This window comes from Micromonospora sp. NPDC047187 (genome assembly GCF_040643355.1).
GTDB lineage: Bacteria > Actinomycetota > Actinomycetes > Mycobacteriales > Micromonosporaceae > Micromonospora > Micromonospora salmantinae.
This window is the reverse complement of the sequence record NZ_JBEYUF010000001.1, coordinates 626682-648065: the sequence shown is the minus strand read 5'-3', so window position 1 is coordinate 648065 and position 21384 is coordinate 626682. Positions and strand designations below refer to the sequence as shown.

14 protein-coding genes are annotated in these 21384 nt (G+C 70.5%); 6 read left to right on the top strand and 8 right to left on the bottom strand.

Going from position 1 to position 21384, the window contains the following annotated elements:
* Positions 1-101 precede the first annotated feature (101 nt).
* Positions 102-455 carry a hypothetical protein gene (locus ABZ794_RS02665; RefSeq protein WP_210780477.1) on the bottom strand — a complete coding sequence of 118 codons (354 nt, stop codon included), beginning with the start codon at positions 453-455 and terminating at the stop codon, positions 102-104.
* A gap of 124 nt (positions 456-579) precedes the next feature.
* Positions 580-1773 (bottom strand): glycosyltransferase family 4 protein, encoded by a 1194-nt coding sequence (locus tag ABZ794_RS02660; protein WP_238689785.1) that lies wholly within the window; start codon positions 1771-1773, stop codon positions 580-582.
* A 68-nt stretch (positions 1774-1841) separates the two neighbouring features.
* On the opposite strand from ABZ794_RS02660, the gene ABZ794_RS02655 reads away from it, so the two are divergent.
* Positions 1842-3566 carry a hypothetical protein gene (locus ABZ794_RS02655; RefSeq protein WP_238689786.1) on the top strand — a complete coding sequence of 575 codons (1725 nt, stop codon included), beginning with the start codon at positions 1842-1844 and terminating at the stop codon, positions 3564-3566.
* A gap of 213 nt (positions 3567-3779) precedes the next feature.
* Here the strand turns inward: ABZ794_RS02655 and ABZ794_RS02650 are convergent, their stop codons facing one another.
* From ABZ794_RS02650 to ABZ794_RS02630, 5 genes are all read right to left on the bottom strand, one after another.
* Positions 3780-5675 carry a CocE/NonD family hydrolase gene (locus tag ABZ794_RS02650; protein WP_210780480.1) on the bottom strand — a complete coding sequence of 632 codons (1896 nt, stop codon included), beginning with the start codon at positions 5673-5675 and terminating at the stop codon, positions 3780-3782.
* A 129-nt stretch (positions 5676-5804) separates the two neighbouring features.
* On the bottom strand, positions 5805-6383 hold the full coding sequence (locus tag ABZ794_RS02645) for a TlpA disulfide reductase family protein (protein ID WP_210780481.1): 579 nt from the start codon (positions 6381-6383) through the stop codon (positions 5805-5807).
* A complete protein-coding gene (locus ABZ794_RS02640) occupies positions 6380-6814 on the bottom strand; it encodes a hypothetical protein (RefSeq protein WP_210780482.1) in 435 nt (144 codons plus the stop codon). The genes ABZ794_RS02645 and ABZ794_RS02640 overlap by 4 nt, the downstream gene beginning before the upstream one ends.
* A gap of 85 nt (positions 6815-6899) precedes the next feature.
* Positions 6900-8945: a M6 family metalloprotease domain-containing protein gene (locus ABZ794_RS02635; protein WP_238689788.1), complete on the bottom strand. Its 2046-nt coding sequence runs from the start codon at positions 8943-8945 to the stop codon at positions 6900-6902.
* Positions 8946-9123: 178 nt separating this feature from the next.
* On the bottom strand, positions 9124-10041 hold the full coding sequence (locus tag ABZ794_RS02630; RefSeq protein ID WP_357513868.1) for a dihydrodipicolinate synthase family protein: 918 nt from the start codon (positions 10039-10041) through the stop codon (positions 9124-9126).
* 242 nt (positions 10042-10283) lie between these two features.
* Here ABZ794_RS02630 and ABZ794_RS02625 point away from each other — a divergent pair, with 242 nt between their 5' ends.
* The gene (locus ABZ794_RS02625) at positions 10284-11513 is read left to right on the top strand and encodes a PucR family transcriptional regulator (protein ID WP_210780484.1); all 1230 of its coding nucleotides are present in this window, start codon (positions 10284-10286) and stop codon (positions 11511-11513) included.
* A gap of 82 nt (positions 11514-11595) precedes the next feature.
* Here ABZ794_RS02625 and ABZ794_RS02620 read toward each other — a convergent pair whose 3' ends face one another.
* Positions 11596-12681, bottom strand: a complete 1086-nt coding sequence (locus ABZ794_RS02620; protein WP_210780485.1) for a branched-chain amino acid aminotransferase — start codon at positions 12679-12681, stop codon at positions 11596-11598.
* Between the two features lie 419 nt (positions 12682-13100).
* Here ABZ794_RS02620 and ABZ794_RS02615 point away from each other — a divergent pair, with 419 nt between their 5' ends.
* From ABZ794_RS02615 to ABZ794_RS02600, 4 genes are all read left to right on the top strand, one after another.
* A complete protein-coding gene (locus tag ABZ794_RS02615) occupies positions 13101-14066 on the top strand; it encodes an FUSC family protein (RefSeq protein ID WP_357513865.1) in 966 nt (321 codons plus the stop codon).
* Positions 14067-14561: 495 nt separating this feature from the next.
* Entirely contained in the window at positions 14562-15773 is a 1212-nt protein-coding gene (locus ABZ794_RS02610) for a low temperature requirement protein A (protein ID WP_210780487.1), read from the top strand.
* A 283-nt stretch (positions 15774-16056) separates the two neighbouring features.
* Positions 16057-19971: a Pls/PosA family non-ribosomal peptide synthetase gene (locus ABZ794_RS02605; RefSeq protein ID WP_357513863.1), complete on the top strand. Its 3915-nt coding sequence runs from the start codon at positions 16057-16059 to the stop codon at positions 19969-19971.
* The gene (locus tag ABZ794_RS02600) at positions 19968-21308 is read left to right on the top strand and encodes a M1 family metallopeptidase (protein WP_357513861.1); all 1341 of its coding nucleotides are present in this window, start codon (positions 19968-19970) and stop codon (positions 21306-21308) included. The genes ABZ794_RS02605 and ABZ794_RS02600 overlap by 4 nt, the downstream gene beginning before the upstream one ends.
* Positions 21309-21384 lie beyond the last annotated feature (76 nt).

The following is a 21384-nucleotide window of genomic DNA, read 5'->3' as shown; positions in this document are numbered from 1 at the left end:
CGCGGCTGCGCGTCGCCCTCACACCTCTTATCTTTAGCTGGTACCCCCTGCGCCGGGGGGGGCCCGGGGGCCGGGGGGGCCCCCCCCCCCCACCGCCACGATCAGCACACGGGCGTCGACACCTGGGCCGCGACCAGCGAGGAGTGGATGAAGCCGCCCGTCGGGGCACTCACCCTGAACCAGCGGTTGGACGCGTAGTTGGAACTCGGCGGGTAGACCCACTGGGTATCGGTCCAGCAGACCATCGTGACGGACGTGCCGTTGCCGTAGTACCCGTTGGACGAGCACCCGGTGTTGGCGCAGCTTCGGATGTTGGCACCTCCGGAGTTCGAACTGATGTATGGACCGGCGGCGGATGCCGGCACACTCGTCGCCGCCACGAGTGCCCCGGCCGCACCGACGATCGCGGTCATCCGCCCGAGACGGCGGCGGAAGGCAACCCTGGTTTCTGACATCGCGCACTCTCCTCTGCACTCTGGGCTGGTAGGAGGACCAGCCGACTGCCATGAGCGTCAACCGTCCGAACCTCTTTCCGGAACGTGTTTCCTGTTGCATCCGACAGGAGGAGACAGCGCACGTTCATCTCCGCTGAAGCCTGGCCGCCCGGATCGCGGATCCGAGCGTCGCGACCGTCGCTGACCAGGAGAAGCGGTGGAGCAGCCGCTCGCGCAGGCGGTGGATCTCGGCGAAGGCGGTGGGCAGGTCGTCCAATACTCGCTGCACCGCCTTTGACCACGTCCGAATATCGCGGTCACGGTCGTCGGTGATGTCAACGATCAAACTGTCAGCGGAGGCGCCCAGTTGTTCCCGCAGCAACTCCGCCAGCCCGCTCTGCGCGCTGACGAGGATCGGGGTGCCCACCGCGAGCGCCTCCCACGCCGCCAAACCGAAGCCTTCAGCCCGGGAAGGCATCAGGCACAGCGCTGCACGCCGAAGGTCCCGGCGCACCGCCACACCGTCCTCCGAAAACGGGCGTACGTCGACTCGGCCTCGGGCCAGGTTGGTAAGGCCGACGAGCGTGGCGCGCACCTGCTCGCACTGCTCGGCTGGGGCGCCGCGAACGTACAGCAGCGGAGCCAGGCGGTCGGGCCTGTGCGGCAGGCTGGCGACAGCGCCAGCCGCGATGTCGAGGCCCTTGAGTTCTATGTCTCCGGTACGACCGAGGACCATCACATTCGCGCGTACCGGAATCCGGCGTGCCCGGTCGAAGGGGTCCGAGTCGAGACCTGGGTCGAGGCGGTGCACAGGGCGACCCCCGTAGCCGTCGTCGAGGAGGTGTGTGGCGTACCGGGCCAGACGGGGCCCCACGCCGACGACGACGTCAGACTGTCCCGCAAGATCAACGGTGTATGCCTCGCGCGCCTCCACCCGGGCAGACGCCTCACCGCTACCCTTGTACGGTTCGATCTCAGCAGGGGCGGTGTGCACTATGTGGACCATCGCGGCGGCACCGAACTTACGGGCATAGAGCCAGCCGATATGCCCGGTCACGCGGTCATGCCCTACAACGACGTCGGGTTGCCGTGCGACGACCTCAGCAACTGGCAGGTGGAGATCCGGACCCGCAGGCGTGCGGTCGGCGACGAACAGCCGAACGCCATGTCGGGCGGCGTCCGCGCGCTCGGCATCCGTGGCCTGCGCGACAAGGCACAGCACAGCGTCGCCGCACCCGGCGAACGCGACGGCCAGGGCTCGGTTGAGCACGGAGATGCCACCTTTTGCAGGCGACCACTCGTCGCAAACGAACAAGATGGTCAGCGGTGTCTCGGTCATGGCGGCAGCCGACCAGCACAGAAGAATGAATTCAACACCGATCGAATGAAGATCGTTTGGAGTCACTGATGCCGGATGAGGCGGCGTGGCGGACCATGGCCACCGGGCTGGTGACCGTCCGAGACGTCATTCGCAAGGTCAACCGCGGTTGCACCCGATCGGTCGAGCGCGCGGCGCTGGCCAAGGTCGCCGACAGCGCCGCGTTCGTGGGGCTCGGCCCGTCCTCACCGAACCGCGCGAGTTGGATCGTCGGACGCATCCGAGGTTGCCTCCTCGACCTCGAACGCGCCGTCGCCGAGGCAGCCGCGGACCGGGCGATCCGCTGTTGGGCCCGATACATCGACGAGGGCCTGACCCCTGTTGAGCTGTACGGCGCGTATCCCCACCTCATCCTGAACGACGTACCCACAGAGAGGGCTACTGCCCAACGTCAACGCGTGCAGAGCCTCATGTGGGCTGGCGGCGCACGGGGGGACAAGGATTCCCTCCCGGGCGTCCTGAAACTCGCCGCCGAACTACGCACCGCGCTCTCTACGGATCTACCCGACGGACCCCGAATGGACGCCACGACCTTCGGATACGAGTGGAAGCGCCTCGCTACCGCGGCACCGGATGGCCGTGACCTACTCCAGGTGCTGGCCCGGCTGGCTCCGGGCAACCCGTTCCCGAACTCGCTGCTGCGCGAGGCGGGTGACTGTTTACCCGGCCGCGCCGAGGTCGCATGCGCTTCCCCAGCCGCGCTACGAGAGGCGTACACAGCGCTGCGGACCCGGGGCCTGCTGGACACAGATGGCGATCGCGTATCAGTGCCGGCGAATATCGCCGTCCACGTGAGAGAACAGGTGACGCCTCAGCAGGATGCCCACTGGACCGCTGCCGTGCTGCGTTTCCTCACCCATGCGCTGCGGCCCGACACCCACCACAGCGACTCATGGACGGAGTGGGAGTTCGGGTACCCCCATGTGCTGGCCGTATGCCGGGAGGCGGAGCGGCACCAGGTGCAGTTGAGTGACGTTGCCTACCTACTCGACCGTGCATCGGTGTATGTGCGCGAGGGTGTCGAGGACCCGGACGCGGCGACCGTGCTCGCGGAGCGCGCCGTCGCGATCGCCCTGGCCGTGCAGGATCGCGAGTTGACTGGCGACAGCTTGGGAAATCTGGCACTGGCACACCGGGCCGCCAACCGGATAGCAGATGCCGTCCGTACCTCGACGGAGTCGCTGGACCACGTCGCCGCGACGTACGGCACCGGCTGCGAGACGTACGCCGAGAGCCTTACAGTGCATGCCAACATCCTTGCCGTGGCAGGACGCGCTGCGGACGCCGGCCGGGCTCACGAGCAGGCGGTCGGAATCCTACGGACGTTGTACGGGACATGTTCGACGGACCACATTCGTGGGCTGCTGGTCGAGGCTCTCAACGACCACGCGGGACACCTGTTTACCAGCGGTGCGCCTACCGCTGCCGCTCGGGAGCTGCTAGATGAGGCGAACAAGCTGGTGCGACGCGGCGATTACGGCTGGACGCAGATCACGTTGAACCTCGCCCGGGCATGCCGCGCGGCCGGTGATCTGCGTGAGGCACGCGACTACCTCGAATCTCTGCGGGAATACTGCGTCAAGACCAGACTCAGTGGGTCGACCACCCACGTGTGCACAGTGGTGGACCTGGCCGAAATCTACAGCGATCTGGGCGACCCCCGCGCCGCCGCCACGTTGCGCGAGGCACACCGCCTTGACAACGCGCTGGCAAACGCCTTGGATCGGCCGCTGCGCCACGGCCGGAGCAGGTGAGACACGCCAGAGCGACCCGGCGTCCGACCACCAGGTGTCCCATGACCCACACGCCGAGCCCCTGACCAGCGCCGCCAGACCCGAGCAGCATCCCGGCGAAGTTCGTCGGGTGTCGACAGCGAGACGGCCCGGCGATCGTCGGCCCTCCGCGGAGGGTTGATCGCCGGGCCGTCCCGGTGGCGAGCCGTGCGCGGCGGCCCGCCGGTCAGCCGGTCAGAGGCCGGCGGCGTGCGCGGCGGCGGTGCCGCCGACCACAGGTAGGACGATGTTGCTGCTCTTCAGCGCGACCTGCAGGTTCGCGGCGGTGGTGTCGGCCTGGCTGGAGTACTGCGGGTAGCTGGCCACGATGATGACGCCGATCCGGTGGCCGGGCTTGAAGACGTAGTCCTCCGGCAGCAGCGGGAAGCTGAAGTTGTACGACTCCCCCTGCACGAGCGGCACGGCGACGCGGATCGACTGCCGGTTCTGAGCGTCCATGATGCCCTTGGTGACCAGCTCGTAGTCGGCGGTGGCCACCCGCTTCGTGGTCTGCTTGTAGCAGCCGTCGTCGGTGGGGCTGCTCTGGCCCCAGCAGTCCTCGGTGGTCAGGGTGATGATTCCCTCGCCGGAGGCCCGGTGCGCGACCCGCTCGTCGGTGCCGTAGTCGACCAGGATCGCCCCGAGGTTGGTGTCGGGCTGGTCGGCGGAGGCCCGCAGTTGCACTGTGGGTGTGCCGGAGATGTGCAGCGGCGCGGACAGTGGCGCGGAGAGGAAGGCCAGCCGGTTGGGCTGCACCGCGTCCGGGTTGAGGATCATCGTGTTCTGGCTCTGCGTGCGGCTGTCCTGGAACGCCCCGGTCACCGGTTTCGCGGTGGGCACCAGCCCGAGACCGCCCGCGCCCGTGGTGCCGGGCTGCAGGAACACCTCCGTGTCTGCCTTGCCGGGAATCGGCCAGTCGGCGTGGGTCTCCCACGCGTCGGCAGAACGCTCCAGGTCCACCCGCGGCTCGTCCATGATGCCGTTGGCGACGTTCTGCAGCCAGAAGTCGAACCACCGGTGCAGCGTCGACACCCACACCGCGCGGCGCGAGTCGAACGGGTCGACGTGGCCCTCCTGCGACAGCCACAGCTTGCGCGGCACGTTGTTCTCCGCCAGGGCGTACCAGAACTTGCTGAAGTGGTCCGGTCGCACGTTGTCGTCGTTGAGCCCGTGGTAGAGCAGGACGCTGGCGGTGACGTTGGGGACCTTCTTGACGTAGCTGCGCTCGTTCCAGAAGGACGTGTAGTCGCCGTGCTCGTCGCCGTCGGCGGCGCCTATCGCGTCGCGCACCGGCTTGCAGTACTCCCGGCGCTCCGGGTTGGTGACGGTGTTGGCCAGCGAGGACACGTAGCTGTTGCCCCGGGTGACCACGCCGTTGCTCCGCACGTAGTCGTAGTACTCGGTCGGTCCGCTGATGGGCACGACAGTGGTCAGGCCCTTCACGCCGGTCACCGCCGTGGCCATGGCCAGCGAGCCGTCGTACGACTTGCCGATCATCCCCGTCCTGCCGTTGTGCCAGTCCGCCTTGACGACCTCACCGGCGGCGTTGCGGGCGGTGGCCCGGCCGTTGAGCCAGTTGATGGCCTGCTTGGCGCTCAGGTTGTCCTGGTTGGCGTTTGTGGTCGGGCAGCCGGTGGAGTTGTTGGTGCCGACCATGTCCAGCAGGATGACCGCGTAGCCTCGCGGCACGAAGTAGTTGTCGTAGAACAGCGGCCACTTGTCGAGCAGCCCGTCGCCGTCGAGGTCCGCCTTGCACTCGGACTCGTTGCCCCGGCAGACCGTCGAGTAGTAGGGGCTGGCGTCCATCACCACGGGGGCCTTGAGCCCCTGCGCGGTGGCCGCCGGCCGCATCAGGTCGAACGCGATGATGTCGCGCAGACCGTCGTTGTCGCTGTCGAAGGTGGAGTCGATGAACAGGCGTTCCCGGATGGCGTCGGCGTAGCCGAACACCGGCTGGGTGACGCCGTCCTGGACGACGATCGACGGCGGGCCGTCCGCCGCCTGCGCCTGCGGCGCCGCGCCGAGGGCGGCGAGCACAGTCGCGGACAGTACGGCCACTCCTGTGCGCCAGCGCGTTCCCACTGTAGGCATGCAGTCTCCTTGATGTGTCCGAGGCTGCGTACGCTACGAGCCGGTGGCCGGTGCCACCACCTGCACGTGTAGGAACTTCGCCGGGTGTGCTTCGACGTGGGCCGCACCCGAGGTGCCCGCGCGACGGGACTACGGCTGGTCGGCCAGCACCAGCTCCCGCAGCCGCCGGTCGAGTGTCGGGGCGTCCAGCCCACCCGGCCAGCCGCGGAGCAGGGCGCCACCCTTGGCCACCAGCACGACGGTCGGCGGCTCCCGCACCGCGTACGAACGCCAGATCGTCTGCTGGTCGTCCAGGACGACCGGGTACTCCACCCGGTGGGCGCGGAGGTAGTCCTGGACCTCGTCGGCCTGGTCCGCGCCGGCCACGCCGACGAAGACCACCCGGTCCCGATAGCTGCGGGCCAGCTCGCTGAGGGCGGCCTGGCTGCTGGCGCAGGTGGTGCACCAGGAGCTGAAGAAGGTGAGCACCACGGGACGCTGCGCCCACAGTTCGGCGGCGACGAACGGTGTGCCGTCGGTCAGCGTGCCGGTGAACGCCGGGGCGGCCGGCGCGGTGCCGGGCGCCGGGCGCAACGCCAGGTCGGCGGGGACCGGCCCGGGCAGCGCCGCCGCCCCTCCGGCGGGCGCCGGCGCGGGCGCGGGCTCGGGCGTGCTGCATCCGCCCAGCAGCGCCGCCGCCAGCACCAGCGGCAGGAGTGCCCGCCTCATGACGGGACCACCGCCACCAGCGCCGGGCCCTCGCTGCTGTCCGGCGTCAGGTCGAGGGCAGGGCGGCCGTCCACCTCCAGCCGATAGGAGGTCCGCTGCGGCACGCGCACTCCAACGGCGAACTCGCAGTAGGTGGGCAGGCGCTCGACCCCCAGATCCTCGGCGAAGGCGGCCACCGCGGTTCCCGCCGGCAGCTGCCCGCTGGCCAGCGCCGCTCCGTCCGGGTCGAGCACGCGGAACGGCGCCCGGTTGTGGAAGTGCTGGTACGGACCGGTGCCGGCGCAGTCCACTCCCGCGGCCCGGATGTTGATGTCGCGAACCAGGACCCGGACGGTCGTCGGATCGACCGCCTCCTGGGCGGCGCCGACGGTGCCGCAGCCGGTGGCGCCGGCCAGCAGCAGGGGCAGCAGGGGCACGATGCTTCGCCGCACGTCATCCTCCTTCCGTCCGCCTGCCGGGTCCGTGGCGGCCTACCGCCGCGGACCCGGCAGGAACGGGGTCAACCTCGGACGCCGGTCAGGACTTCTCGACCCGGCACTGCTTGGTCACCGTCTTCGTCGGGTCGCTCTCCGAGGTCGCGGTGAGCTTCACGAAACCGGTGTTCGCTGCGGCGGCGGTGGCACCCACCGACACCTTGACCGTGGTGGCCTTGCCGAACTGCGCGGTGGCGAGCTGGTTGGGCAGCCAGGTCCGCCAGCCCTTGCCGGCCACCTCCGCCGACAGGCGGTAGACGTCCGACTTCAGGTACGCGCTGACGTCCTCCGGGTGCTGCTGCCCGCCGGCCGAGTAGGAACCGGTGTTGGTCAGCTCGAACGAGCAGGTCACCCCGCGGTTGGTCGGCTTGCCGCCGCCGCTCACCTCGCCCTTGCCCAGCAGCACGTCGTGGCTGCTCGGCCCGCCGGTGCCGTCGAGCGAACGCACCGCCACCGTGTAGGAGAGCGAGCCGGCCGAGTCCCGCTTGAGGTCGATGATGTAGAAGTGCAGCCGGTTGGCCTCGTCGACGTACTCGTACTGGCTGCCGGTGTCCGCGCCGGCGTGGAACAGCGCGTCGGAGAGCTGCCGGTAGTCACCCATGGTGATCTTCTGCGGGGTGCCGTCGGGCCGGTAGAAGTCGATCATGTCGATGTCCTGCGGGTTGGCGTCCACCACCCACTGAAACGGCGCGCTGTCGGCGTTCTTCGTCTTGCTGACCAGCACGCCACTGTCCGGCGTGAAGGAGTCCGCGCCCATCCGGTCGACGACCTCGACTGTGTAGTTGTTGAAGTTGCCACCGTCGCACAACGGGTCGGTGGTGACGCCGCACGCCGGCGACAGGTCCTTGTTCAGCGCGATGTTCACGCCGCTCAGACCCTTCGGGCCGGCGTCGACCGCCCGGGCCGTGACCTGCGCGACCACCAGGCCCGAGGAGGCCAGCGACTCCCGCGACAGCCGCAGCACGTGCTCCTCACCGAGCAGGCCGATCTTGAGCTTGTCCCGCACCGTGTGCAGCGAGCCCATCGAGCCGCCGTTGGTCGGCGGGATCTGCCAGCGGGTGTGCGGACCGCCCGGGCCGTTGAACGACCCGCGCGACATCATGCTCCAGATCCCGGTGTACGCCCTGCGCAGCGGCTCGCCGTACGGGTTGTTGTAGTTGTCGCCGATGCCCAGCAGATGGGTCAGCTCGTGGGCGTAGACGCCCATGCCGGAACTCTCACCCTGCGTCGAGGAACCGCCGCCGGCGTTCGGCCACAGTGTCGCCGCCGCCTTCCACGAGGTCCAGTCCACGTAGCGGGTCTTCGCCCAGTTCGGCAGGTTGGGGTCCGGCGGGCCCCAGGCGTCCGGCACGTCCTCCTTGTTCTGGAAGATCATCTGCCCGAACTCCTGCCAGGTCGACGACTCGTCCTGACCGGCGCTGAGGATGAACACCAACTCGTACTGGTTGGCGACCTCCTCGCCGACGGCCGCCCGCCAGGCACCCAGGCCGTCGGTACGGATGTTCTTGCCGCACACGTCCCCGCTCGGGCAGGCGCCCGGGTTGAAGCCGTTGTCCAGCCCGTACTGGTAGGACTTGGCTGGCATCTGGTACGGCCCGAACCCGGTGAGGTCGACGCCGTAGCGGCCGTTGGAATCCTGCATCCAGTACTCGTGCAGGGTGTGGCCCTTGTTGAGCGTGTTCGGGGTGTTCAGGAAGTCCTGGTAGAACTTCGGCACGTCCGCCCGGGGAATGTTTGTCGCGACGGACTGGGGGTTGCCGAAGACCGTCGAGCGGGCCCGCTGGGAGACCGCGAACGTCTCGTCGGGGTAGTCGAGCGCCACCAGGGCGATCTTGAAGTTGCGGACCGAGCCGGACACGCTCGGGTCGGCCCAGTTCTTGCCGGGCACGGCCTTGTAGTCGTTCCAGGTCATCGTGTCCGGGTTCTGCCAGGCCTGCGGATCGAGGACCTGGAACGGCGCGGTGCCGCCGGCCGGGTTGGCCGGGGCCGCGGCGGCCTGCGCCGCGCCGGTCGCCACGAGCGTGGTCACCACGGCCGCGGCCAGCACGGCCCGCCTCAGCCGGGTGCGATGGGGGGTAGCACGGTGCACGGAACCACCTCTCGTCGGAGGGAACGCGGCGCCGGCGTCCCAATGGGGGTGTGGCGGAACACCTGTCAGCAGGCCGCGCAGCGAATCTAGGAGTACGGGCCGGTGCCGGTCACTGTGCAGATGTCGGCAGGTGGGCCGGCGACTTCCGACACCTGAATGACCGGGGCCCACCCGCGGATCAGCCAGGACCAACCCCGGAAGCCGGATCGGCCGTTGCCGCGAGGGCCCGCAGGACGTCGCGGCGCACCCGGTCGGCGGCAGTCCCGGACAGCGGTCCGCGAGGTGGACGGCACCGCCCCCCGAACCGTCCGGCGCACTCCATGGCGAGCTTGACGGCCTGCACGGCTTCCGGCCGGGAGGCCCAGCCGAGGAGCGGATGCAGCTCGGCGTAGAGCGGCAGCGCCCGGCCCAGGTCGCGGGCGACGCACAGCTCGTACAGGCGCACGGCCTGGCGGGGCAGCGCGTTGGGCAGGGTGGCGACCCATCCGGTGGCGCCACACAGCACCAGTTCGAGCACCACGTCGTCGGCGCCGACCAGCACGTCGACGTGCGGGCAGAGGTCCCGCAGGCGGTGCAATCTGCGTACGTCGCCGGTGACCTCCTTGACCGCGACGATCCCGTCGATCTCGGCGACGGTCGCCAACAGGTCCGGGGTGAGGTCCAGCCGGGTGTCGTACGGGTCGTTGTGGGCGACCACCGGCAGGCCGACCGCCGCCACCTCCCGGTAGTGGGCGACCACGTCGGCGGTGCGGGCGGCGGGTCCGTCAGGTGGCAGCGCGAGCACGCCGTGGGCGCCAGCCCCGGCGGCCTGCTCGGCCCAACGGCGGGCCTGCCTGCTGCCGTAGCCACCGACGCCCGGCACCACCGCGCAGCCGGACGGCGCGGCCTGCACCGTCGCCCTCACCACGGCGGCCCGCTCGTCGTCGGAGAGGGCTCGGTTCTCCCCCATCGACACGCACGGCGCGACCCCGTCGCACCCCTCGGCGGCGAGCCAACGGACATGGTCCTGGAGCTTGTCGAAGTCGACCGACAGGTCGGCGCGAAACGGCGTGGTGATGGCGACCAGCACGCCCCGCCAGGGCCTACCAGCTCCCACTCGGCAATCCCCCGCCCGTCATCCCACCCGCACCGTGCACGCCGGCGCTGGTGCGGCCCGTACCGGAACCCTAAGAACGCCTGTCGCCCCCGGTCTTCGGACAGATGCCGGAACCGTCGCGACGCCGCCCGTCTTTTTGTCGTGACTTCGACAGTGGACCTTGCGCGATGACCCACCGGCACCGGAGGGTAAGGACTGGCGGTCGCGCGATCCCTGTCACGCAGCGCAACCATGGGAGTCATATGCACGGTGAGCTCCAGCGAATCGTCGACGCCGTCGCCGCCCGGGTGGGGCGACCCGCCCTCATCGAGGACCGCCGACAGCGGGTGGTCGCCTACAGCGAGCACGACGGCCCGATGGACGACGTCCGCCGGACGTCGATCCTGCGCCGGCAGACGACGCCGGAGGTGATCGCCTGGTTCCGGGACAAGGGCGTGCTCACGGCGCACGCGCCGGTCCGCACCCCAGCGTGCGCCGAGCTGGACCTGCTGGCCAGGGTCTGCGTGCCGATCCGGCACGACGACCTACTGCTCGGGTTCGTCTGGTTCATCGACGCGGACGGTTCGATGACCGACGCCGACATCGCCACCGCGACCGGCCCCTTCACCGACCTGTCACTGGCCCTCTACCGGGCGAACCTGCTCGGTGAGCTCGCCTCACAGCGGGAGACAGAGGCCACCCGCACCCTGCTGGTGGAGGGCCGACAGGCGCGCGAGCACGCGGCGCGGGCGCTGCTGGAGGAGGGCGTGGTGGTCGCCGACGGGTCGACGATCGCGCTCGTCGCCCAACTCGTGCCGGCCGCCGGGCGACAGCCCGACGAGGTGGCCCGGATCGCTCTGGAACAGGCCCTGGTCACCACCCGCCGGTGGATCGGGGTGCGGGAGACGCTGCACCTGGTCTGGCACGACCACGGCGTGCTGCTGGTCTGCGGCGACCGGGTCGCCGGCCGCCCCTCGCCGGAAGCCTCCGCCGGGCACCTCAACGAGGCGCTGGGCACCGCGACCCGGGGCCTGGCCTCGGTGGGCCGGACGGTGACCGGGATCGGCCAGCCTCGCGGCGGGCTGTCCAGCGCTGTGGAGTCCTACCAGGAGGCCGCGCAGGCAGCCCGGGTCGGCATGCAACTGCCCGCGCTCGGCGGGGTGGTCTCGTGGGCCGGCCTGGGCATCTACCGGGTGCTGTCTCAACTGGACAGCCAGCAGCTCGACGTCGCGGGTGTCCATCCCGGGCTGGAGCGGCTGCTCCGCGACGATGCCCACCAGGTGCTGCTGGAGACCCTGGAGGCCTACCTTGACCTGGCGGGCAACGCGCACGCCACCGCCGAGAAGCTCCGCCTGCACCGTACGACGCTCTACTACCGGCTGCAACGGGTGGAACAGCTCGCCGGGACCGATCTCAAGGACGGCAACGAACGGTTGTGCCTGCACCTGGCCATGAAGCTCGGTCGGCTCACCGGCCATTACCGCACACCGTGACGCTGCCGCCCGCCAGTGGTGCCACCGCGGACGGCAGCGGCTGGCCTGAGCGGGCAGTGGGGACGGTCCCGGGTGTTCCTCGTCAGACGAGGCGGGCCATCCAGCCGTACGGGTCGGCGGCCCGGCCGTACTGGATGTCGAGCAGGTGGCGGCGCAGCCGCATGGTCACCGAGTCCTCGGCGCCAGCCTTCGGGGCCGTCACCTCGCCGCCTTCCCAGACCAGGCGTCCGACGGGCGTGACCACCGCGCCGGTGCCACACGCGAAGACCTCGGTGATCGCGCCGGAGGCCACGCCCTCCTGCCATTCCCGGATCTCCACCGGGCGCTCCTCGACCTCCAGGCCCAGATCCTTGGCAAGGATGAGGATCGACCCCCGGGTGACGCCCTCGAGGATCGTGCCGAGTTCCGGGGTGATGATCCGGCCGTCGGCCGTGATGAAGTAGAGGTTCATGCCGCCGAGCTCCTCCACGTAGCGGCCCTCGGCGGCGTCCAGGAAACAGACCTGCTCACAGCCGTGCTCAGCGGCCTCGACCATCGGCGCCAGGCTGGAGGCGTAGTTGCCGCCGCACTTCGCCTCGCCCGTGCCGCCGCGCGCCGCCCGGGTGTATTCGGTGGAGAGCCAGATGGAGACCGGCTTGACGCCGCCGGAGAAGTACGCGCCGACTGGGCAGGCGATCACCATGTAGGTGATCTCCTTCGCCGGGCGAACCCCCAGGAACGGCTCGGAGGCGAACATGAACGGCCGCAGATAGACGCTGTATTCGTCCTCGTCCGGCACCCACACCTGATCGGCGCGGACCAGTCCCTCGACCGAGGCCATGAAATCCGGCACCGGCAGTTCGGGCAGTGCCAGCCGCCGGGCTGATCGGGCGAAGCGCTCGCCGTTTGCCTGCGGCCGGAACGACCAGATCGAGCCGTCACGGTGCCGGTACGCCTTCATCCCCTCAAAGATCTCTTGGGCGTAGTGCAGTACGGCTGCCGCCGGGTGCATGAGGATCGGACCGAAGGGGATGATCTCGGAGTCCTGCCAGCCGCCGTCCGGCCTCCACACCGCCCGTGCCATGTGGTCGGTGAAGTACGTGCCGAACCCCGGATTCGCCATGATCTCGGCTCGCCGCTGCGCGCTCGCCGGGCTCGGATTCTGGTGCAACGGGAACGACAGGCTCATCGCCGGGTCCTCTCAATGGCCGCATCCCTGGGCGCTCCGGTCACCGAGAACGAACACGCAGGGGACGATTGTCGGATGACGGGTGCAGAATACCGACCGTATTGTCGCCGACCGTAGACAGACTGCAGCGACTCGGAGGGACTGTGCGGCCGTGAGCCGACAGCCAGAGGGCCATTTACGTCATCGGGGAGACGCTCGGCGCCACCGGTGGGATGCCCACCCCCTGATCGCCGACGGTTCTGCCGACGGCCTCTGGCCTGGTTCGGGAGACGGCGTGACGGGTAGTCCGCCACGTGGCCGCTTCCCGATCCGAACACGGTGATCAGGCACCGCTCGTCGCGGTGGGTAGCCGCATCCGGAGCCTGGCCGCCGGCACCCGACGTCGGGGAAGTCGAGCGGGCCGGCTGCGGCGGCGTCAAATGGAGATCATCGGGCTGATCGCGGTGCAGGCCGGGCTCGCGGCGGCGCTCGCCTGGTGGCTGGCGCGCGACCTGTTGGGAAACCCGAACCCCGTCTTCGCACCGACAGCGGCGGTGGGCACCATCGCGGCGGCGATCGGCCAGCGGACAAGGCGCACCGTCGAACTGCTGGTCGGAGTGGGGCTCGGCATCGCCATCGGCGACGGACTGGTCCTGCTCATCGGCACCGGGGCATGGCAGACGGGCATCATCGTCACCCTCGCCATCGCCATCGCCCTCGGCCTCGTGGGCCGAGGCGGCACCGTGGTCAGTCAGGTGGGTGGTACGGCGGTGCTGATCGCGACGCTCTCCTCCAGCCAACGGAATCTGGAACTACCCCGGGTCGTCGACGCGGTCACCGGCAGCGTTGTGGGCCTGGTCGTGGTGGCGTTGCTGCTGCCCCTGAACCCCATGCGCGTCCTGCACCGCGCAGCCGCGCCGGTCTTCGACGCGCTCGCCGCGTACCTGCGCGACATCGAGACGGCGATGCGGACCAACGACCGGAACCGGGCGAGACACGCACTGAACGGACTCCGCGCCATGGGACCGGACGTGGAACGACTCCGCGAAGCCCTCAGCGGCGCCGACGAGGTGGTGACTGTCGCACCGGCCCGCTGGCACTGGCGGCGCCACGTCGAACACTACGACCGAGGTGTCAACTACCTGGTTCGGGTCATCGACGACAGCAGAGCCCTGGCCCGACGGTCAGCCACGATGATCCAGTATCAGGAAAAGCTGCCGGGCACCTTCCCGACGCTGTCGCTGCCCTGGCCGAGGCCATTCGCCAGTTGGACCGGGAGACGCGGGCCGACAAACCCCACGACCGGACTCGACGCCATGCCCTGCGGGCCGCGGACGAAGCCGGCCGGGCCATGGCCACCGGTTTGCAGAACTTCGGTGTCACCACCGCCACGCAGATCCGGGTGACCGCCAGCGACCTGCTCAGGGCAACCGGCTGCTCGGCGGACGAGGCGAACCGGCAGGTTCGACAGACAGCACGTCACGCGGAACAGGCGGCCTCCTCGGAAGGGTGACCATCGCCTTCCCATCGGTTGGGGTCGCAAACGGCCTCAGCCGGCACTTGCCAGGCGGTTTGTCGGGCGTTACGGACGCGGACAGGTCGAGCAGTGGGCTACCGTCCGGTGCCCCGGTCCACCGCGCCGGGGAGCGGGGTGCTGTCCGGGAACGCGTCGTCGAGCAGCGTCACCCTGTCCTGGGGTGTGCGCTCTCAACCAGCTTCGACCGGGAGGCGCGCTTCTGGGCGCTGTCGTCGCCATCAGCGCCCGCTCGGCGGGCTCCGACCGACGAAACCGTGCGAGCCCGACTCGCACCGACTTCCGAGGCGGTAGGGGGAAGCTTCGACCGTGTGATGGACGGCCGACCTGACGTCGAGGCGGTGTCGCGGGAGCCAGCATGGGCGGCATGGGGTTTCCGGGAAGTGGCGGACGGGATCTGCTGGAACGCCGCGAGGACGTGCGGCAGGCGAACTTCCTGGAGCTCTTCGTCGACCTGGTGCTGGTCTTCGCCCTCTCCGGAGTGGTGACCCGGGTGGCAAGGGACGCCACGGCAGTCGACCGCGTCGTGCAGTGGCGGTCGCTGGCGTACCTGCTGGTGCTCGCCCTGCCGTTGATCTGGTTGTGGATCACCACTGCGCACATCACCAGCTGGTTCGACCCCCGCCGACGCAAAATCCAATGGGTGGTGCTGGCCAGCGCCTTTGGCCTACTGGTCATGGCCTCGTCCCTGCCCTACGCGTTCACCGGCAAGGGCTGGTCGTTCGTCCTCCCGTACGTGGTCCTGCACTGCGTACGCCCGCTGATCCTGCTGCCCAGCCTGCACGGGCACGCCCTCCGCGATCTCTACGCGAGATCGGTGCCGTGGTGCGCGGCCGGCGCGGGCATCTGGGTGGCCGGCGCGCTGGTCAGTGGCAACGCCAGAGCCGCCCTCTGGGCAATCGCCGTCACCGTGGACATCGTGGCCGCTCAACTGCGGTGGCCGGTCTACGGCCGGGCCCGACCACCGGTCAGCGCCTGGGCCATGGACAGCGGTCACCACCTGCCCGAGCGCTACCAGCAACTGCTGATGATCGCCCTCGGGGAGACCGTCCTGGCCGTGGGTATCACCTTCACCGACCTACCTGCCACCACGTCCACCTGGGCGACGCTGGTGGTGGCGTACCTGTCGACAGTGTTGCTGTGGAGGATCTACTTCTACCGTTCCGGGCAGGTCCTCGCCGAAGCGGTCGCCGCCGCCCGGGACCGGCTGGCTGCCGGCCGCGCCACCGGCATCGCCCATGTCGTCATGGTCGTTGGCATCGTCACCACCGCCGTGGGCTACGAGATTGTCCTCGAACACCCCGCGGGCCGTCCGGAACCAGTCTGGCTCGCGATGATCCTCGGCGGTCCGGCCCTGTTCCTCTACGGCCGCATCCGCCTGGAACGGATCGTGTTCAACCGGCTGTCGATCCGCCGGGTCGTCGCCATTGCCGCACTGGCGACGGCTGCCGTACCGCTGCATCACGCCCCGCCGCTGACCGCCTCCATCGTGGCCGCGTTCGTGCTGCTCGGTGTCGCTGTCGCCGACGCCCACCGCGCGGCCCACCAGCCGCCCGAGAAGCCTTCCCCGGCGGACTGAGACATCCCTGAATTCGTCGCCGCTGTCCGACCATCACCCCTGCCGGTTCCAAGGCGTCGGTGTTACCCCTGTCGGCTGTCTCCGGCCGCCGGTGTCAGGAGTGTGGGCCGCGTGGCGCAGTCGTTCGGCGTTCCCGGAATGAACTGTGTGGTGGTGGACACGAAGCCGATGCTCCGCCGTCATCATCGACCGGAGCGACGTAGCGTTGAGGGCTGCCCGGGGCGGGTCCGTTGCCGCACGCCTGGTTGACGCTGATCCGCGAGCTGAAGATGGTGAACGCCCGGTGCCCGTAACAAGTGATCCCCAGGTGGTCGCGCTACCGCCGATAGCTGCCGCACCGGTGACCCCGGCGGTGTTCCGATCCTCCACGGCCCCGGCCCGCCGGACGCTGGTCGACATTCTCGACGACTCCGTTCGCGCGCATCCCGAGGCCCTTGCGCTCGACGACGGTGCTACGGCGCTGACGTACCGCGACCTGGCCGATGAGGTCGAGGCCGTACGGAGGTCGCTCTCCGGGCACGGAATCGGTGTCGGCGATCGGGTCGGCGTCCGGGTCTCCTCCGGTACGGCAGAGCTGTACCTGGCGATCCTCGGCGTTCTCGCGGCGGGCGCGGCCTACGTGCCGGTCGACGCGGACGATCCCGAGGAACGCGCCGAGCTCGTCTTCGCCGAGGCGGGAGTCGTGGCGGTCCTCGGTGACGGGCTGGCGGTGTCGCTGCGCCGTACCCCCGCGGGTCGGACCGGCCGGCCCGGCCCGGACCACGACGCCTGGATCATCTTCACCTCCGGTTCGACGGGCACCCCGAAGGGTGTGGCGGTCAGCCACGGCGCGGCGGCGGCTTTCGTGGACGCCGAGGCGCAGTTGTTCCTCGCCGACGAGGCCAGTGAGCCGATCGGCCCGCAGGATCGGGTCCTGGCCGGGCTGTCGGTCGCGTTCGACGCGTCCTGCGAGGAGATGTGGCTGGCGTGGCGGTACGGCGCGTGTCTGGTGCCGGCCGCGCGGTCACTCGTCCGCAGTGGCGTCGACCTTGGTCAGTGGTTGGCCGAGCAGCGCATCTCGGTGGTGTCGACGGTGCCGACGCTCGCTGCCCTGTGGCCGGTCGAGGCGCTGGAGGAGGTCCGGCTGCTGATCTTCGGTGGGGAGGCCTGCCCACCGGAGCTGGCGCAGCGCCTGGCCGTCGAGGGTCGCGAGGTCTGGAACACCTACGGACCGACCGAGGCGACTGTGGTTGCCTGCGCCGCGCGGATGACCGGCGAGGGCCCGGTACGCATCGGGCTGCCGCTGGCCGGCTGGGAGCTCGCCGTGGTCGACGGCTTCGGTGTTCCGGTCGAGATGGGTGAGACCGGTGAGCTGGTGATCGGGGGGGTGGGACTCGCCCGCTACCTGGACGTGGGCAAGGACGCCGAGAAGTTCGCGACGCTGCCCGCGCTCGGCTGGCAGCGGGCGTACCGCAGCGGGGACATCGTCCGGGCGGAGCCCGAAGGGCTCCTGTTCATCGGTCGCGGTGACGAGCAGGTGAAGCTCGGCGGACGTCGGATCGAGCTGGGTGAGATCGACGCCGCACTGCAGGCGCTGCCCACCGTCGCCGGTGCGGCCGCGGCGGTGCAGCGCACCGCAGCGGGCAATCAACTGCTGGTGGGGTACGTGGTTCCGCACGACGGCGTCACCTTCGATGCCGCGGCGGCTGCGCTGCGGATCCGTGAGCAGCTGCCGGCCGCGCTCGTGCCGCTGCTGGCGGTGGTGGATGCGCTGCCGACCCGGACATCCGGCAAGGTGGACCGGGCCGCGCTGCCCTGGCCGCTGGCCACCCCCGCCGACACGGTGGCTGAGCTGACCGCGACGGAGGAATGGCTCGCTGGCGGTTGGGCGGAGATCCTGGGCGTACGCCCCACCGAGGCGGACGCGGACTTCTTCACCTACGGCGGCGGCAGCCTGAACGCGGCGCAACTGGTGGCGTGGATCCGGCACCGGCATCCGCGCGTCTCGGTGGCCGACATCTACCTCCACCCGAAACTGTCGCGGCTCGCGGCCGTGCTCGACGCGCTCGACACCACGGCGGTGACGCGCCGGGAGGTCCGGCCGGTGCCGAGGCGCGCCGGGCTGATCCAGGCAGCGATGATGGTGCCGATGCTCGCGCTGGTCGGGCTTCGCTGGCTGACCGTTCTGGCCGCCCTCGGCAACGTCCTCGCCCTGTTCGCTCCCGCACCGTGGGCGCCGGCCGTTTCCTGGTGGTGGGTGGCGCTGGGCTGGCTTGTGCTGTTCAGTCCGCCGGGTCGGATAGCCCTGGCCGCCGCGGGAGCGCGACTGCTGCTTCGTGGGGTACGCCCCGGCAGCTATCCACGCGGCGGCGGTGTGCACCTGCGGCTGTGGGCCGCCGAACGGCTCGCCGAGCTGAGCGGCGCCACCAGCGTCGCCGGAGCATCCTGGATGATCACTTACGCCAGGGCTCTCGGCGCGCAGATCGGGGCCGACGTCGACCTGCACTCCGCGCCGCCGGTGACCGGCCTGCTGAAGCTCGGCCGGGGCGCGGCGATCGAGCCGGAGGTCGACCTGTCCGGCCACTGGGTCGACGGCGATGTCGTCCGCATCGGCAGGGTTCGCGTCGGTGCCGACGCACGGGTCGGATCCCGCAGCACCCTGATGCCGGGCGCGCGGGTCGGCAAGGGTGCCCGGGTCGCCGCGGGCTCGACGGTGGCCGGCGCCGTCCCGGCGAACCACCATTGGGCCGGCTCACCGGCCGCGGCAGCTGGCAAGGATTCGAACGGGTGGCCCGGGCGGCGTCCCCCTCGATCGCGAACGGGGGCGCGCCTCTGGCCGCTCGCGTACGGGATGACCGCCCAGGTGTTGGGGCTGGTTCCGGTCGTGGCCGCCCTCCCGGCGCTCGCCCTGCTCGGCTGGACGCTCGCCGTCCGACCGGCGGTCGGCGCCGTGCTGGGCGCCGTCGCGGCGGCGACCGTCGCCTACATGGTGGGCTACGCACTGCTGGTGCTCGGGGCCGTCCGGATGCTCAGCATCGGCCTGCGCGCCGGGTATCACAGGGTGCAGGGGCGGGTGGCGTGGCAGGTCTGGACGACCGAGCGGCTGATGGGGATGGCCCGGGTCGGGCTGTTTCCGCTCTACGCCAGCCTTTTCACACCGGTGTGGTTGCGGCTGCTGGGCGCGAAGGTGGGGCGCGGGGTGGAGGCATCCACTGTGCTCGCGCTGCCGGCGATGACCACGGTGGCCGACGGGGCCTTCCTGGCCGACGACACAATGGTCGCTACCTACGAGCTGAGCCACGGGTGGCTGCGGGTGGCCCCGGCCCGCATCGGTAAGCAGGCGTTCCTCGGCAATTCAGGAATGGCGGCGCCTGGGCGTTCGGTGCCCAAGCGTGGGCTTGTCGGCGTGTTGTCGTCGGCGCCGTTCAAGGCGAAGAAGGGCTCGTCGTGGCTCGGCGCACCGCCGATGCCGCTGCGGCGGACCGTGGAAGCGGCCGACACCAGCCGCACCTTCGATCCGCCGGTCCGGTTGAAGCTGGCCCGGGCTGCTATCGAGCTGTGCCGGATCGTTCCGGTGATGTGCGCCGGCGCCCTGGCGATCGGCGTCCTGGCCGTACTCGCGCTCGTGTGGCGCGCTGCCGGGTGGTGGGCGGCCGCGCTCGCTGCCGGGCCGGTGCTGCTGGGTGCGGCGATCGTCGCCGCCGCCATCGCGACGGCCGCGAAGTGGCTGCTGGTCGGGCGTTTCCGGGTCGCCGAGCGCGCGCTGTGGACCTCCTTCGTGTGGCGCAACGAGCTCGCCGACACGTTCGTCGAGGTCCTCGCCGCGCCATGGTTGGTCCGCTTCGCGACCGGCACGCCACTGCTCGCGGCGTGGCTGCGCACGCTCGGTGCGAAGATCGGCCGGGGTGTCTGGCTGGAGACCTATTGGCTGCCCGAGTACGACCTGGTGCGGCTGGGCGACGGCGCGACGGTGAACCGCGGTTGTGTGGTGCAGACCCACCTGTTCCATGATCGTGTGATGAGCATGGACGAGGTGACACTGGGTGCGGGAGCCGCGCTGGGCCCACACGGCATCGTCCTGCCGGGCGCGAGCATCGGCGCGCGGACCACCGTGGGGCCCGGTTCGCTGGTGACCCGCGGCGACGCCGTGCCGTCCGACAGCCGGTGGTTGGGCAACCCGATCACCACCTGGCCGGCCCCAGCGGCACGGTCGGCGTGAGCCCGAAGGCGTCGCCGTCGAGCGGCGCAACGCCCGGCGCCGGCCGCTCCGGCGACTCCTACCTGCCCGAGCACGGCAACGGCGGCTACCGGGTGCTGCACTACGACCTCGACCTCGACTACCGGGTCTCGTCGAACCGCCTCGGCGGCCGGGCGGACATCACCGCGGTGGCCGTGCAGTCGTTGTCGCGGTTCACTCTCGACCTCGGGCGTCTCCGCGTCCAGGACGTCCGGGTGGACGGGCGCCCGGCGAAGTACCTGCACCGGCCGGACAAGCTGCAGATCAAACCCGAGCGGCCGATCGGCGCCGGGGACACTTTCCGGGTGGAGGTCCGGTACGCGGGGAAGCCGGTGCCCATCTCCGGCCGCTGGGGCGAGCTCGGATGGGAGGAGCTCACCGACGGGGCGCTCGTGGCCAGCCAGCCGAACGGATCGCCGTCCTGGTTTCCGTGTGACGACCAGCCGGGCGCCAAGGCCACCTTCCGGGTGGCGGTCACGACCTCCGCTGCGTACACCGTGTTGGTGACCGGCGATCCGGTGCTCCAACGCCGGGGCGCGGGCGGCACGACCTGGGTGTACGAACGACGCGAGCCCACCTCGCCGTACCTGATGAGCGTGCAGATCGGACGCTACGAGATCGTGGACCTGGCTGTCGGTGCGGTGGTGCAGCGCTTGGCGATCCCGCCGGCGCTGCGCAGGAACACCGCCCACGACTTCGGTCGGCACGGCGAGATCATGTCGGCGCTGCAGCGGCTCTTCGGGCCGTACCCGTTCCGCGAGTACGTCGTCGTGGTCGCCGACGACGACCTCGACGATCCCGTCGAGGCGCAGGGCATGGCCGTCTTCGGACGCAACCACGTCGACGGGCGGCGCACACACGAGCGGCTCGTGGTGCACGAACTGGCCCACCAGTGGTTCGGCAACAGCCTGACGGTGGCGGACTGGCGGCACATCTGGCTCAACGAGGGCTTCGCCACGTACGCCGAGTGGTTGTGGTCCGGCGTCTGCGGCGACCTGCCCACGGACGCCCTGGCCGCACAGTGGTACGCGTGGGTCGCGGACCGTCCGCGGGAGGTCGTCGTCGCGGATCCCGGTGTCGACCGGATGTTCGACCCGCTGGTCTACAAGCGTGGCGCGCTCGCGGTGCACGCCCTGCGGAAGAGGGTCGGTGACGACTCGTTCTTCGCGCTCCTACGAGCCTGGGTCGCCGAGCACCAGCACGCGACGGTGACGACAGCGCAGTTCCGGCTGCACGCCCAGCGCTTCGCCCGCGAGCCGCTGGGCGATCTGTTCGCCGCCTGGCTCGACAGCCCGACGCTGCCCCCGCTACCTCGCTGACCACGCCGAGACGCGACCACCTCGCGAAATCGAATGCCGGTCCCGGAACGACCGACGCAGCAGGCTGCGGCTGGCC

What these genes read in the sequence shown, in the direction of transcription:
- ABZ794_RS02610 (WP_210780487.1), top strand. Translation starts at nt 14,562, where the DNA reads ATGGGGTTTCCGGGAAGTGGCGGACGGGATCTGCTGGAACGCCGCGAG.
- ABZ794_RS02650 (WP_210780480.1), bottom strand. Translation starts at nt 5,675, where the DNA reads ATGCCTACAGTGGGAACGCGCTGGCGCACAGGAGTGGCCGTACTGTCC.
- ABZ794_RS02620 (WP_210780485.1), bottom strand. Translation starts at nt 12,681, where the DNA reads ATGAGCCTGTCGTTCCCGTTGCACCAGAATCCGAGCCCGGCGAGCGCG.
- ABZ794_RS02665 (WP_210780477.1), bottom strand. Translation starts at nt 455, where the DNA reads ATGTCAGAAACCAGGGTTGCCTTCCGCCGCCGTCTCGGGCGGATGACC.
- ABZ794_RS02625 (WP_210780484.1), top strand. Translation starts at nt 10,284, where the DNA reads ATGCACGGTGAGCTCCAGCGAATCGTCGACGCCGTCGCCGCCCGGGTG.
- ABZ794_RS02615 (WP_357513865.1), top strand. Translation starts at nt 13,101, where the DNA reads ATGGAGATCATCGGGCTGATCGCGGTGCAGGCCGGGCTCGCGGCGGCG.
- ABZ794_RS02645 (WP_210780481.1), bottom strand. Translation starts at nt 6,383, where the DNA reads ATGAGGCGGGCACTCCTGCCGCTGGTGCTGGCGGCGGCGCTGCTGGGC.
- ABZ794_RS02660 (WP_238689785.1), bottom strand. Translation starts at nt 1,773, where the DNA reads ATGACCGAGACACCGCTGACCATCTTGTTCGTTTGCGACGAGTGGTCG.
- ABZ794_RS02655 (WP_238689786.1), top strand. Translation starts at nt 1,842, where the DNA reads ATGCCGGATGAGGCGGCGTGGCGGACCATGGCCACCGGGCTGGTGACC.